This is a genomic window from Flavobacterium flevense (genome assembly GCF_900142775.1).
In the GTDB taxonomy this organism is placed as follows: Bacteria; Bacteroidota; Bacteroidia; order Flavobacteriales; family Flavobacteriaceae; genus Flavobacterium; species Flavobacterium flevense.
Genome location: NZ_FRCC01000002.1, coordinates 18,773 through 32,630 on the forward strand (window position 1 = coordinate 18,773; position 13,858 = coordinate 32,630).

Genomic DNA, 13,858 nt, shown 5'->3' on the forward strand with positions numbered 1-13,858 from the left:
ATAAAAATTGCTATCCATGTCATTGGATTTCTTACATTAACACCAATTAATCAAACCAACTTATTTTTTTTGAAAATTGAAACAGGGAAAAGCAAATACTATTACTTTTTTAATTATAATACTCACCGCTTGCTCAATGTTAATAGTTATCAATTTTTATACTATAAAAACATTATCAGCCGCCAGAGCCTATGTCAATGGAGAATCCCACTATTCTAAAGGACACAACATTGCTACAAACAACTTAATTAATTACATTTTTACATCCAAAGAAGCATATTGGACCAATTTTAAATCAAATCTTGCTGTCCCAATTGGAGATGCCAAAGCACGAATTGCATTAGAAGGCAAATTAGATAATGAAACCATAAAACAAGGATTCAGAGAAGGGAAAAATACCGAAGAAGACTTAGATGATATGGTCTGGCTCTATAAAAATTTTAAACATTTCTCTTTTTTTAAAGAAGCCATACAGGAATGGAAAGGTGCCGATGAACTAAATCTGGAGTTGTATCAGGTAGCTCATAAATTAAAGAAAAAAGTAGACAACAACGAAATTGATATCGCCACCAAAATTAAAACACTGGAAATACTGGACAATATCAATAAAAAAATAGCAATCAAAGAAGATAATTTTTCTAACTCTCTGGGAAAAGGAACACGGACAGTAAAATACTACCTGCTTTTAACAAACATATTCTTCATTTGTATTATAATAGGTTCCATAAGTATTTATTACAGCGCCATGCTACGCAAAATAATAAAATCCAAACAGCAGCTGAACCAGCAAAAGGAACAACTGGAAGCTATAATTAATGACTTAGAAAAAACAAAACAAGATTTACACTCTGAAATTATCCAACATAAAAAAATAATAGGAACGATAAGCCACGATATTAGAAGTCCGTTAAAATACATTCAGTTAATTGCAAAGCACCTGAGCAGCAATACTAAGAAATCCAAAGACACAACGTTAACTAAATATATAAATTCCATCTACAAATCCTCCTCACAACTCTATGAATTTACTAAAACGCTAATAGAATATTCGAAAATATACATTGAGGATCGGGATTACAATCAGACGCTTTATTCTGTTTATGATTTAATTGAAAATAAAAGAAGCTTTTTTGAAGAAATAGCCGCTAATAATGGTACCAAAATCATCAATAAAACAGATTTGAATTTAAAATCAGACCTCAACATCAGAATTATTTCTATAATCATTCATAATTTAATAGACAATGCAGTAAAAAATACTTTTTCAGGCATTATAGAAATAGGTGCTCATATCAATTCCGAAAATATAAGCTATTGGGTCAAAGATACCGGATCAGGAATGAGTCAGGATATTATCGATTATTATAATAATCTGTTTAAAAACAGAGATACTGAAAAACTAATTCTAAGCACTTATGGTATCGGTTTGCATCTTGTTTTAGAATTATTAATTATCCTTAAAGGAGATATTTCATTTTTTTCAAACCCTGACAACAAAGGAACAACCGTTACCATTGATATCAATTTAAAACAAAACAAGTCTTTAACTTAACTATTTAAGCTATGCAAAAAGAAATCCTTATAGTTGACGACCATTTAGTTGTAAGAACTGGTGTCTCCATCATATTAGAAGAGAAATTCAAAAATATTTCTATCACAACCGCCGAAAATTACAATGAAACCTTAACCGTATTAAAAGAGAAAAAATTTGATTTAATCATATTAGACATCAATATTCCGGGCGGTCGTAATACTGCTATGATTGAACAAATAAGAGATATACAGGATGGAGTTAAGATACTCATTTTTTCAGTATATGAGGAAGAAACACACGCCTGTCCCTATGTTATTGCCGGAGCAAATGGCTATCTCAATAAACTGAGTGACAAAAAAAAATTGACTAATGCGGTAGATTCTATTTTAAAAACAGGCAATTATTTAACTCCTGATATTATAAAAGATTTAGTAAAAGCTTCTACAAATAAAGAAAGTATTAATCCTTTAGACAAACTGTCCAAACGGGAAAGAGAAATATCAGAATTGCTGGTTCAGGGCGACGGAAATATTGAGATAGCGAACAAACTCAGTATTCAGCTCACCACTGTAAGTACTCATAAAAACAAGATTTTCAATAAATTACACATCAAAAATATTGTAGAACTCATTACTTTATTCAACAAATCCTTAGGATTAGACAATTAAAAAAAGCCAGGCTTCTTTATCGAAAAACCTGGCTTAAATAGTATACTAAATCCATTTATTATTGTCTGTCATCAAATTTTTCATGTTTGATGATCTTCGCTTTAATCATAAAATGAACATGCTCAGCAATGTTAGTACAATGCTCTGAAATGCGTTCTAAATGTTTTAAAACCATCACTAAATTCATTCCTGAAACAACAGCCTTTGAATTGGATTTCATTTCGTTCATTAAATTATGAATGGTATCATCAGTGCCTTTTTTAATGCTGTTATTAAGAACAAAAATCTCCCCTATTGTGGTTTCACTTCTGTCCAGAAAACACTGATTCATTTTTACAGTAATCTGTTCTACCTGCTTAGCTAATTCAGACACATTAAATTTTATTATTAAATCATGCTTGTCTTTAATATTTTTTGAGTTTTTGATAACACTCATTGCTAAATCCCCTATTCTTTCAATCTCATTACTAATTTGCATAGAAGCCATAATAAATCGTAAATCAGAAGCTACAGGCTGTTGCAGGGCAAAGATAGTCTGACAAATCTCATCTATTTTCACATCCAGTTTATCGATTTTTTCTTCTGTTTTCTTTACCTCTTTCTTTTCGGCCATAGGCTCAGAAAGCAAGGCTTTTACAGCTTCGCTCAATTGAGACTCGGCAAGATTACCTATCTTGATGATTACATTTTTAAGCTTTTCTAATTCTATTTCGAAGTGTGATGCCATTGTATTAAATTTAAAAGTTGCTAACTGATGGTAATATATAAAAATTAACCAAATCTTCCTGTTATATAATCTTCAGTTTGCTTTATTGCCGGTTTTGTAAAAATTGTTTTTGTCTTATCGTATTCAATCAGTTTCCCCATATAGAAAAAAGCAGTGTTATCACTCACACGGGCTGCTTGTTGCATATTATGCGTTACAATAACAATGGTATATTGATTTTTTAATTCGTGAATTAATTCTTCAATTTTAGAAGTCGAAATAGGATCTAATGCCGAAGTAGGTTCATCCATCAATAAAACAGAAGGCTGAATAGCTAATGCACGGGCAATACATAAACGCTGTTGCTGCCCACCGGATAATTCAAATGCCGATTTTTTTAATTTATCTTTTACCTCATCCCATAGCGCTACCTGCTCAATAGAAGTAACGACTCTTTCTTCGATAATTTTTTTATCCTCAATACCGTTTACTCTTAAACCGTATGCAACATTTTCATAGATGGTTTTAGGAAAAGGATTTGGCTTTTGAAAAACCATTCCTACGTTCTTTCTCAAATCATCTACATTCGTATTTTTAAGATAAATATCTTTCTGATCAATCAGGATACTTCCTTCCATTCGGGTATTATCAATCAAATCGTTCATTCGATTCAATAAACGCAGGTAAGTAGATTTCCCACATCCCGAAGGACCAATAAGCGCCGTAACGGTATTTTCCTTCATCGACAAAGAGATATCGTGTAAGGCCTGAGTTTCTCCGTAAAAAAAGTCTACGTTTCTGGATTCTATTTTGTGCATGTTATACTTTTTACTTTTACTTTATAAACCAGCTAATCCTGGTATAATGCCGTTGTATTATTTATTTGTTTCAATATGCTGTTGCCTTTTCTAACAAACAGTATTAATTCATTTTTACTTTTTTTCCGTAATATTTACGAAGTGCATTTGCTAATAAATTAGAAATTAATACAATTAAAATTAAGATAAGAGCTGTTCCATAAGCCATTGCACGGGACTTTTCAATATTAGTTCCACTGGTTGCAATTACATATAAATGGTACGGCAATGCCATAGCCTGATCAAAAATAGAAGAAGGTAATTTAGGCAAAAAATAAGCTGCTACGGTGAATAAAATAGGAGCTGTTTCTCCCGAAACCCTTCCAATTGAAAGAATCAGACCGGTAATGATATTAGGAAACGCAATGGGTAAAACTACTTTACTGGTAGTTTGCCATTTAGAAGCTCCTAAACCTAAACTGGCTTGTCTAAAAGTAGCATCTACTGCTTTCAAAGATTCTTCAGTTGTTCTTATCACTACTGGAAGTACCAGCAATCCTAAGGTTAAACCACCCGCCAGAATAGAATCTCCAAAACCAAGTTGATTCACAAACAATGACATCCCGAATAACCCAAAAACAATCGATGGAACTCCGGCAAGATTATTAGTCATTTGCTTAATTATTTTTTTGATCCAACCGTCTTTTACATATTCATTCATATAAATAGCGGCTAAAACACCTACCGGAAAAGCAAAAACCATACTGGCAAAAACCAGACAAAGTGTACCCACAATAGCCGGAAAAATTCCGCCTTCGGTCATTCCTTCACTTGGCATTGCTGTAATAAACTCCCAGCTGATTACACTGATTCCTTTTATAACAATAAAAGCTAATATAACAAATAAAAGAGCGACAATAGCATAACTGATAGCAGTAAAAATCCCAAAAGCAATGTTTTGACTGATTCTTTTTTTACGGGCTAATTTATTATTTTTTGAATTCATTATTAATGTTTTTTGTGTGATTTTCTGTTAGTGACTAATTCGACTAACATATTAATCCCAAAGGTGATTAAGAATAAAATACAACCTAAAGCAAACAAAGCTTCGTAATGCAAACCACCATTTGGCGCTTCACCCAGTTCGGCAGCAATAGTTGCAGGAATAGTTCGTACCGGTGCTAAAAGAGTATGCGGAATCACTGCTGCGTTTCCGGTAACCATTAAAACAGCCATTGTTTCTCCTATAGCCCTTCCGATTCCTAAAATTGCTCCGGCTGTAATTCCCGAAGCCGAATAAGGCATTACCACTTTATAAATAGTTTGCCACTTACTGGCTCCAAGTGCTAAACTGGCTTCTTTCATAGCACGTGGCGTATTACGCATGGCATCTTCAGAAATGGTAATAATGGTAGGCAAAGCCATAATGGCCAAGACCACACTTCCTGCTAAAGCTGTTTCGCCTACAGGCAAATTAAAAGTACTTTGTATTAAAGGAACAATAACTACTAATCCAAAAAAACCATAGACTACCGATGGAATTCCTGCTAATAATTCGATTAAAGGTTTTAATAAACTACGGGTTCTTTTTGTAGCAATTTCACTAAGGTAAATTGCGGCCGCTAATCCAATAGGCAAAGCCAATAAAATAGCACCAAAACTCACCCACAAAGTTCCGTAAATCAAAGGCTTGACACCCATTTGAGCAATAGGCTGGGCAGTAGGAAACCACTCTTCGCCAGACAAAAATTCCCAAACCTTGATTTTATCAATATCTAACTCTTTTCCAACAAATTGATCCGACTTATATTTATCAGAAAAAAAGGCAATTATCCCGGGTTGTTTCTGGATTAACTCGTTGATTTTTTCAGGGAAATATTCAAAATCAGGACCTAATTCTTCTTCCGTATAATAATCGGTAATATCACTTGTTCGAAACAGAACAATAGGTCTGTCATCCCCTCCTACCTGATTCCAATTCGTTATTTTTTTATCAAAAATATCTTTAATCTGTGACGGATGAAGTCCTTTAACCTGATTCGTAGCATTTACTGCTAATATAAATCCGTCATCAATTGGTTTTCTGTTAAAAACACCGGCACCTTCAATAAATAAAAAAAAGACAATCAAAACTACTGTTATACTCGTAGCTGCACCGCTCAGCATTAAAATCGTTTCAATGATTTTTTCTTTTAGCTGTTTCAAATTTGTTTTCAAATCAGTATCTTTTATTTTTCGCAAAACTACAGCGGCTTTAAGCAAACAACGTTCTGTAGTGATTATGTTTAGGTTAACTTAATGTTAAGCGATTGTATTTTTAGAAAATAATCAATAAAAAAGGCTACCGATAATGATAACCTTTTTTAATACAGAATAACAACCTTTATTAGTTTAATGGAATATATCCAATATCAGAAACTGTTTTTTGACCTTGCTCAGAAAGTGCATAATCAACAATTGATTTTACTTTAGCAGCATTGGTTTTATCAAACATGTAAAACAAAGGTCTTGAAATAGGATAGGTTTTATCTTTAGCACTTGCTACAGATGGCTCGATAAAAGTTTTACCCTGATCATAAGAAACTCCTAATTGTTTTACTTCTTTAGTTTCATAAGCTAAACCAATATAACCAATAGCACCTTTAGTCTGACTAACTGCCTGAACAATCGCACCCGTAGCCGGTAAGCTCAATACATCAGTTGCATAGTTTTTCTTTTCCATTACTTCTTCTTTAAAAAACTCATACGTTCCTGAAGATGATTCTCTTGAATAGGCTACGATTTTTTCATCAGCGCCACCTACTTCTTTCCAGTTTTTAATTTCACCCGTGAAAATTTTCTCTAATTGTTCACGTGTTAACTGTGATACTTTATTAGCCGGATTAACAATAACTGTTAATGCATCAAAAGCAATGATTACTTGTTCGATTTCTTTTTTCTCCTCAGAAAATTTTAATTTTTCTTCGGTTTTTAAATCTCTCGACGCCATAGCAATATCTGTAGTTCCGTCAACAAGGGCAGTAATTCCTACTCCTGATCCACCACCTACAACTGTAATACTTACGTTTTTGTCTGATTTCATCAAATCTTCAGCTTCTTTTTGAGCTAATGGCAAAACAGTATCACTTCCTTTTATAGTTACCGAAACAGCTGCTGCATTATCCTCTGAAGCTTTGTCTTCAGTTTTAGCCTTACCACAACTCAACATACCTATTAAAGGTAAAATCAAAAATAATTTTGTTTTTTTCATTTTGTTTTAAATTAATTTTGTTGCAAAAGTAACCTCCTAATATTAAGTCTGTGTTAATTCATTATTAAGCAATTACGCTCCATTATGGACAAACCAACTTTTATAAGGCTACTTTTTTATTTATTTATTTTTTTGATCAATTAAAAATTAAACTGTGCCTGTAAACGCAATAGATTTCCTCTTTGTCTGTTGTCCGGTCTCGCGCTGTCTTCAAAAGTTCTGTCGGCAATTACCCACTCAGCAACTAATTCAAAAGCTTTGAAAGGAGCCCATTCTATCCCTAATTCATAATCTCTTACTACATAACTTCTGGCATCTTTTTCATGTTTTTTACCTCCGTCATAATATTGAAACTTTGCAAAAGGATATATCATTTGGTGTTTTGGTAAATCCAGTTTGTAATTCAACATTACATATCCTCCTTCTAAGTCTGATACATCAACTGTATTGGTAGTTTTATTGTAACGAGGTCCTTTACCAAAGTTATATTCTGCCTGAATTCCAAATGGTTTTGGATACAAAATAAAAGAAGCAGCCACACGTTGATCTAATGTATTTTGCTTATTAGCAGTAGTAACTCCTGTAGACAATTCGTTTGTAAAAGCCCATCTTCCGGTATAAGCCTGAATTCCAGGCTCGATAATCTGGTTTCCAACAACAAAAGGATAACTGAAACGGCTTACAATATGTAAATTTCTATTGGCTTCTGATTTATTAGCCGTTTGTCCGTTGTATGCTCCAAAAGCAAATACTCCGTAATCTCCGGAACCTTTGTAACCTTCTTTAATCAACATAGCAAAACGTTCTCTAACCGCAGCAGGTGCCCAGTAGAAAAAAGCTCCTAAATCACGCTCGTTTACAACAGCACTATTCAAACCATCGTTACGATCTAATGTCAATCTGTTTTGACTGGATTGCATGTTTTCAAAACCATAAGGTACCTTACTTTGCCCCAAACGTATTCTAAACTCTCTTTTTTTATCAAATGATAAATCAAAATACGCATCTCTTAACTGCACAAAATTATTCACTCCGGAACCGGGAGAACTGGCAAAATCAGGTTGAATATACAAATACACATTCGGATGAATTTGGCCCGAAAATACGATACGGGCTCGTCTTAAAAAAAGTCCGTTATTGGATTTTGCATCCGGATCTGTAGAAGTGGTTCCCCAGGACTTATCACATTGTTCACAAGCAACCTTATCATTACTGGATAACAATCCATTGTATCTTACCTGCACATAACCTCTTAATCCAATATTATCATACCAATGTTCTTTTTTCTCGGTTTTTTCCGGTTTATCGGCAATCATTGGTTTTTCTTCTTCACTCGGTTTTTGTTTATTAGCCGAATTGATAGAGTCTAAAATACGAACTACTTCTTTTTTAATTTCGTCTTTCTTCACATCTTGCGCATTCACTAAAGCCGAAACAAAAAGTAAAGCTGTAAATAAAATTTTTTTCATTTTAACTAAAAATCAATATTATATTATTTTTGCGCAAAATTAATGTTAAACTTCTTTTTTAATATTAACCCTGAGTTATCGTTAAGAGAATATAACGTAAACTTTTGTTCACATTAGAATCCAATTAGATAAGAAAGACTTTATACAAAAATTAAAAGTTCAGTAAAATCAATACTTCGCAAGCTTTTTTTAGTTAACATTTACTTAACATTGGAACAAATAACAAAACTTTCAGAACTAAAAAAATCATGATTTTTGATTAAAAAGCATAAAAAAAGGTGTAGCTGAATGAACAACTACACCTTTTTGTAAATTATTTTTTAAGAAAATTATTTAAGCTCTTGCTTTTTTCTGGTATTTGCTTTTTCTATGGTAAAAGAAAATTCAGAACCTATACCAAATTCACTTTCCACATATATTTTCTCTTTATGTGCTTCTATTATATGTTTAACAATAGCTAATCCTAATCCGGAACCTCCTTCTGCCCGGGAACCACTTTTATTAACACGATAAAAACGTTCAAAAAGTCTTGGGATATTTTGCTTTTCAATTCCTTCACCATTATCACTGATACGGACTAATACTTTCTCTTTAGTGAGATTCACGACCGCTACTTCGGTAGTTCCGTCTTTTTTACCGTATTTAATCGAATTTACAATTAGGTTTTCAATCACCTGCTGAATCCTGTCTTTATCTGCTTTAACAAAATTAGGACGAATGTATTCATTTTCGAATGCCAGCGTGATTTTCTTTCTATCCGCTTTCATTTCTAACAACTCAAAAACATTCCGAATCAATTCGACTATATCAAATTCAGTAATGTCTAAATTTAAATCACCTGATTCTAATTTAGTAATCATATCTAAATCTTCTACAATATATATTAAACGCTCGACACCTTTATCGGCACGTTTTAAATATTTTTTTCTGATAGTCTTATCTTCCATTGCTCCGTCCAGCAAAGTAGAAATATAGCCCTGAACCGTAAACAAAGGCGTTTTTAATTCATGCGAAATATTTCCCAGAAACTCTCTTCGGTATTCTTCACGCACTTGCAGCATTTCTATTTCCAACTTTTTATCCGTAGCAAATTTTTTAACTTCTCTGGTTAAAGTCTCCATATCAGTCGTGATAGGCTGATTGATTAGCGTGCTGGATTCTAACAGGGAAACATCATCGTAGATTTTTTTTACTCTTCTGTAAATAAAACGCTCTACCCGATATTGCAAAACCAAAAAAGAAAAAAGATAGATTACACAAACAAAAAATAACCCAAAAAGCCACAAACTCTGCGTTGTAGCTTTAAAGATAACCGTGGCCAGAAAAAGGACAAAAGCAGTAGAGAAAAGACTAATGTAAAATGCCGACTTTATAGCAAACTTATATGTTTTTTTAAAACTAATTTTCATTTATTCATCTTTCTTATATAATAACAACCCTGTCTTTTTTTAACCATATAAGTCAGATAAGTTTTTTGTCTTTGGTTATTTACAAAAATAGGAATTTAAATAAGAGCACATAAGCACAAGAACAAAAAGAAAATAGTATCACCTTAATTGGACATTCCTACTGAATATAGAATGCTTAATTACCAGATAATCAAATTCAACTTATATGACTTATATGGTTTAAAAAACCAATATTATACTTCAAATTTATAACCTACTCCTTTTATAGTTTTAAAAAGTTCGTCACCTATTTTCTCACGAAGTTTTCTAATGTGTACGTCGATAGTTCTTCCTCCTACCACTACTTCATTACCCCAGACTTTATCTAAAATTTCGTCTCTTTTAAATACTTTTCCAGGTTTAGAAGCCAGCAGATAGAACAATTCAAATTCTTTTCGGGGTAAAGCGATTTCGATATCGTCTTTTATAATTTTGTATTCTTCCCTGTTAATTTCGATTCCGCCTACATTAAGTGTTTCACTATCCTGCTCGCCGGATTCTTTTAATCTGCGTAATAACGCTTTTACTTTACTCACAAGCAATTTTGGCTTAATCGGTTTTGTGATGTAATCATCGGCTCCCGCATCAAAACCGGCAACCTGAGAATAATCCTCACTTCTGGCAGTTAAGAAAGTAATGATTACGTTACTTAGTTCAGGAATGTTTCGGATGTTTTCACAAGCTTCCATCCCATCCATTTCCGGCATCATCACATCCATGATAATAAGATCCGGTAATTCTTTTTTTGCTTTAGCAATAGCATCTTTTCCATTAGAAGCAGTAACAATCTGATAGCCTTCCTGAGATAAGTTATAACCTACGATTTCTAAAATATCCGGTTCATCATCAACCAGTAAAATTTTTGTGTTTTTCTTTTTCATATATAGCAAATTTTCTTTTGCGATGGTAAATGTAATAATAAAAAAACAGCATAAAACTCGTGTTAACCGTAATTTAAAGAGATAACAATTTAGTAATACTACAGCAACATAATCGTAACAGCTGATTAACGTCAACTTTACAAAGCTAGCATTTCTTTGCAAAAAATTTAATCAATTATGAAACTTAGATTATTTATTCTAACACTTTTTATTACGACACTTAGCTTTGCTCAGAGTAAAGGCACGATATCAGGAGTAATAACGGACAAAGATGCTAACAATGAAACATTGCCTTTTGCGAATGTTTTTGTAAAAGGAACTCAAATTAATACTACTACAGATATTGACGGTAAATATACTATCAGTATTGCCCCTGGAGATTATATTATTCAATATACTTTCATAGGCTACGAACCTAAAGAAGTTCCTGTAAAAGTAACAAATGGCGCTAAACTTGTCATCAATCAGGCATTATCTTCAGGAGCTTATGCACTGGATGATGTAGTGATTAAAACGGTTGTAAACAGACAAAAAGAAACAGCCTTGTTATTAGAACAAAAAAATGCTGTTGAAATTAAACAAAGTATCGGAGCACAGGAAATGACACGAAAAGGTGTTAGCGATGCCGCAGCAGCTGTGACTAAAGTAACCGGTATTTCAAAACAGGATGGAACGGCTGGTATTTTTGTACGCGGATTGGGAGATCGTTACAACAGTACCACTTTTAATGGACTACCTTTACCATCAAATGAGCCTACAAATAAAAACGTTGCTCTGGATTTGTTTTCAACCGATGTAATTCAATCCATTGGCGTTAGCAAAACATATTATCCTGATTCATATGGAGATGTTGGAGGAGCAAATATCAACATCGTATCAAAAGAACATATTGGAAAAGGAACATTAAACATCGAAATTGGAAGCGGTTTAAACAACAATGCTTTTAATGCCGATTTTAAAATGGCAGACGGAGTTCAAAAATTAGGATTCTATAATGTAAAAAAGCCAAACAACATCAGTGTTTATCAATTCGAAAACAGATGGTCACCTACTAAAAAAAGCAATCCTATTGATGCTAACTTTGGTATTTCAGGAGGTAAAAATTTCAACATTGGAGAAAATGGAAAGTTAAGTTTCTTTGGAACAGCTTCTTTTGAAAATGGCTACAACCTGAAAAAAGGATATCAAAGAAACATTGGAAACACAAATAATAATGTTATTGAGGATTTTTATGATGTTGATAAATATGAATATGTAACAAAGTCAACAGGAATGGCTAATGTTGCTTACAAAATCAATTCGAACAATTCTGTAAAATGGAATAGCGTTTTTGTAAACTCTTCAAAAAGCGATGTAAACGAATATGGATTTATTAATGAAAACGGATCAGATAGTTTTACAAGACAAACTATTACGGAGCAAAATAAATTATTCTTAAACCAGCTTTTAGGAAAACACGAACTTTCAGAGAGATTAACATTAAACTGGGGTGGTTCTTTTGGAATCGTAAACTCGGATATGCCTGACAGGATTACAAGTACGTTAGTAGAAAGCACAAATGGCTATATTTTTAATACCAACTCACAATCAACTAACAACCGATATTTTCAGTCTTTGAAAGAAAATGAAGCTGCAGCAAAAGCAGTTTTTGATTATAAGCTATTTAAAGGTGATGGTGAAGAAGATTACAAAGGAAAATTAACTTTTGGTTATAACGGAAGAGTTAAATCCAGAGATTTTGAAGCTACACAATTCAATTTCAGAATTAACGGAGGAATAGAAACAAGTCCGGATACTATCGACGATTTCCTAAATGCTGAAAACCAGTCTGAGTCAACAAACGTCAACAATACGTTTAAGATTCTGACTTCAAGAAACGCAGGTAGTTTAAAACCTTTTACTTACAATGCTGATGTAAATATTCACTCAGGACTTGCAAATCTTGAATATTCTCCATCAGAGAAATTAACCTATACAGTAGGTGTAAGAGCAGAAAAGGTTTTACAGGAAATGGAATGGGATACCAATATTTCGTTACCAAATGTAAATTTTGATGATGCAAAAATTGACAAACTTTACATTCTACCGGTTGCAACATTAAAATATACTTTAAACGATAAACAAAATTTAAGAGTAGCTGCAAGCAAGACCTATACTTTACCTCAATTTATTGAAAAAGCACCTTTCCGTTTTGAAGTTGTTGGAGAAAGCACCGTGGGTAATGCATTCTTAAATCCATCTGACAATTATAATTTTGATATTAAATGGGAATTGTTTCCAAGTAGTGACGAATTAATTTCGGTAACTGGTTTTGGAAAATACATTATGGATCCTATTAGTAAAGCCCGATTAAATTCTGCGCTAAATGATAACACTTTTGTAAATGCCGGAGATAATGCATTTGTTGCAGGTGTTGAATTTGAAATTAGAAAAAATCTATGGAATATAGAAGATAAATCAAACCTTTCGGCAGGATTTAATTTCACTTATATGTATTCTGAACAAAAGTTAGATTCACAAAAAGTAGCAGTAGAAACAAACAACACAATTAGTGTGAGTTTCAATGATTCTAAAGACGGTTTACAAGGCGCATCTCCCCTTTTACTAAATGCGGATCTGACCTACAGAATTGAAGCAGGTAGTTTTAAACCAACTATCTCATTAGTTGGGAATTATTTCCATGACAGAATTTATTCTCTTGGAAATATCCAAACCGGAGGAAATGTTATGGAAAAAGGAATTCCAACACTTAACTTTATTTCCAGTGCAGCTATCGGAGAACGTTTAAATATCAGTTTCAATGTAAAAAATCTTTTGGATAGCAAAATCGAAAGATACCAAGAAAACGCTGAGGGCAATGCCACAACCTATTCATACAAGACAGGACTTGATTTCAGTCTAGGAATTAAATACAGTTTATTCTAAACTTAAAATATTATCAAAAAATCAAAGCAGTTTTCGGACTGCTTTTTTTGGCACCATACAGTACTGAACGCAACAAAATCAGTAACATTAAATTTACAATTACTCAATTTTAAAATAAAGATTAGATAACTCTTAGGTAACTTACGTCTAAGTAATTCATTCCATATTTGCAGTACTAAA

Annotated in this window: 11 protein-coding genes; 3 read left to right on the forward strand and 8 right to left on the reverse strand. The window is 32.9% G+C overall.

Annotated elements, in window-relative coordinates:
- Positions 1 to 136: 136 nt before the first annotated feature.
- Positions 137 to 1,552, forward strand: a complete 1,416-nt coding sequence (locus tag BUB89_RS03270; protein WP_073241911.1) for a sensor histidine kinase — start codon at positions 137 to 139, stop codon at positions 1,550 to 1,552.
- An 11-nt stretch (positions 1,553 to 1,563) separates the two neighbouring features.
- The gene (locus tag BUB89_RS03275) at positions 1,564 to 2,202 is read left to right on the forward strand and encodes a response regulator transcription factor (protein WP_073241912.1); all 639 of its coding nucleotides are present in this window, start codon (positions 1,564 to 1,566) and stop codon (positions 2,200 to 2,202) included.
- Between the two features lie 58 nt (positions 2,203 to 2,260).
- Here the strand turns inward: BUB89_RS03275 and phoU are convergent, their stop codons facing one another.
- The 8 genes from phoU to BUB89_RS03315 all read right to left on the reverse strand — a co-directional run bounded on the left by phoU (position 2,261) and on the right by BUB89_RS03315 (position 10,753).
- Positions 2,261 to 2,929 (reverse strand): phosphate signaling complex protein PhoU, encoded by a 669-nt coding sequence (gene phoU, locus BUB89_RS03280; RefSeq protein WP_073241914.1) that lies wholly within the window; start codon positions 2,927 to 2,929, stop codon positions 2,261 to 2,263.
- Positions 2,930 to 2,973: 44 nt separating this feature from the next.
- Complete coding sequence (gene pstB, locus BUB89_RS03285; RefSeq protein WP_073241916.1) at positions 2,974 to 3,726, reverse strand: phosphate ABC transporter ATP-binding protein PstB; 753 nt, start codon at positions 3,724 to 3,726, stop codon at positions 2,974 to 2,976.
- A gap of 103 nt (positions 3,727 to 3,829) precedes the next feature.
- Entirely contained in the window at positions 3,830 to 4,711 is an 882-nt protein-coding gene (pstA, locus tag BUB89_RS03290; RefSeq protein ID WP_073241918.1) for a phosphate ABC transporter permease PstA, read from the reverse strand.
- A gap of 2 nt (positions 4,712 to 4,713) precedes the next feature.
- Complete coding sequence (pstC, locus tag BUB89_RS03295) at positions 4,714 to 5,922, reverse strand: phosphate ABC transporter permease subunit PstC (protein WP_234982513.1); 1,209 nt, start codon at positions 5,920 to 5,922, stop codon at positions 4,714 to 4,716.
- Positions 5,923 to 6,091: 169 nt separating this feature from the next.
- On the reverse strand, positions 6,092 to 6,955 hold the full coding sequence (locus tag BUB89_RS03300) for a PstS family phosphate ABC transporter substrate-binding protein (protein WP_073241949.1): 864 nt from the start codon (positions 6,953 to 6,955) through the stop codon (positions 6,092 to 6,094).
- 140 nt (positions 6,956 to 7,095) lie between these two features.
- Positions 7,096 to 8,424 (reverse strand): porin, encoded by a 1,329-nt coding sequence (locus BUB89_RS03305; protein WP_073241951.1) that lies wholly within the window; start codon positions 8,422 to 8,424, stop codon positions 7,096 to 7,098.
- 329 nt (positions 8,425 to 8,753) lie between these two features.
- A complete protein-coding gene (locus BUB89_RS03310) occupies positions 8,754 to 9,833 on the reverse strand; it encodes a sensor histidine kinase (RefSeq protein ID WP_073241960.1) in 1,080 nt (359 codons plus the stop codon).
- Between the two features lie 233 nt (positions 9,834 to 10,066).
- Complete coding sequence (locus BUB89_RS03315; protein WP_073241962.1) at positions 10,067 to 10,753, reverse strand: response regulator transcription factor; 687 nt, start codon at positions 10,751 to 10,753, stop codon at positions 10,067 to 10,069.
- 177 nt (positions 10,754 to 10,930) lie between these two features.
- Here BUB89_RS03315 and BUB89_RS03320 point away from each other — a divergent pair, with 177 nt between their 5' ends.
- Positions 10,931 to 13,678 carry a TonB-dependent receptor gene (locus BUB89_RS03320; protein ID WP_073241964.1) on the forward strand — a complete coding sequence of 916 codons (2,748 nt, stop codon included), beginning with the start codon at positions 10,931 to 10,933 and terminating at the stop codon, positions 13,676 to 13,678.
- Positions 13,679 to 13,858 lie beyond the last annotated feature (180 nt).

Bases quoted from the DNA above. Each gene is read 5' to 3' on its own strand.
- BUB89_RS03270 (WP_073241911.1), top strand. From the start codon at position 137: ATGTTAATAGTTATCAATTTTTATACTATAAAAACATTATCAGCCGCC.
- BUB89_RS03275 (WP_073241912.1), top strand. From the start codon at position 1,564: ATGCAAAAAGAAATCCTTATAGTTGACGACCATTTAGTTGTAAGAACT.
- phoU (WP_073241914.1), bottom strand. From the start codon at position 2,929: ATGGCATCACACTTCGAAATAGAATTAGAAAAGCTTAAAAATGTAATC.
- pstB (WP_073241916.1), bottom strand. From the start codon at position 3,726: ATGCACAAAATAGAATCCAGAAACGTAGACTTTTTTTACGGAGAAACT.
- pstA (WP_073241918.1), bottom strand. From the start codon at position 4,711: ATGAATTCAAAAAATAATAAATTAGCCCGTAAAAAAAGAATCAGTCAA.
- BUB89_RS03300 (WP_073241949.1), bottom strand. From the start codon at position 6,955: ATGAAAAAAACAAAATTATTTTTGATTTTACCTTTAATAGGTATGTTG.
- BUB89_RS03305 (WP_073241951.1), bottom strand. From the start codon at position 8,424: ATGAAAAAAATTTTATTTACAGCTTTACTTTTTGTTTCGGCTTTAGTG.
- BUB89_RS03310 (WP_073241960.1), bottom strand. From the start codon at position 9,833: ATGAAAATTAGTTTTAAAAAAACATATAAGTTTGCTATAAAGTCGGCA.
- BUB89_RS03315 (WP_073241962.1), bottom strand. From the start codon at position 10,753: ATGAAAAAGAAAAACACAAAAATTTTACTGGTTGATGATGAACCGGAT.
- BUB89_RS03320 (WP_073241964.1), top strand. From the start codon at position 10,931: ATGAAACTTAGATTATTTATTCTAACACTTTTTATTACGACACTTAGC.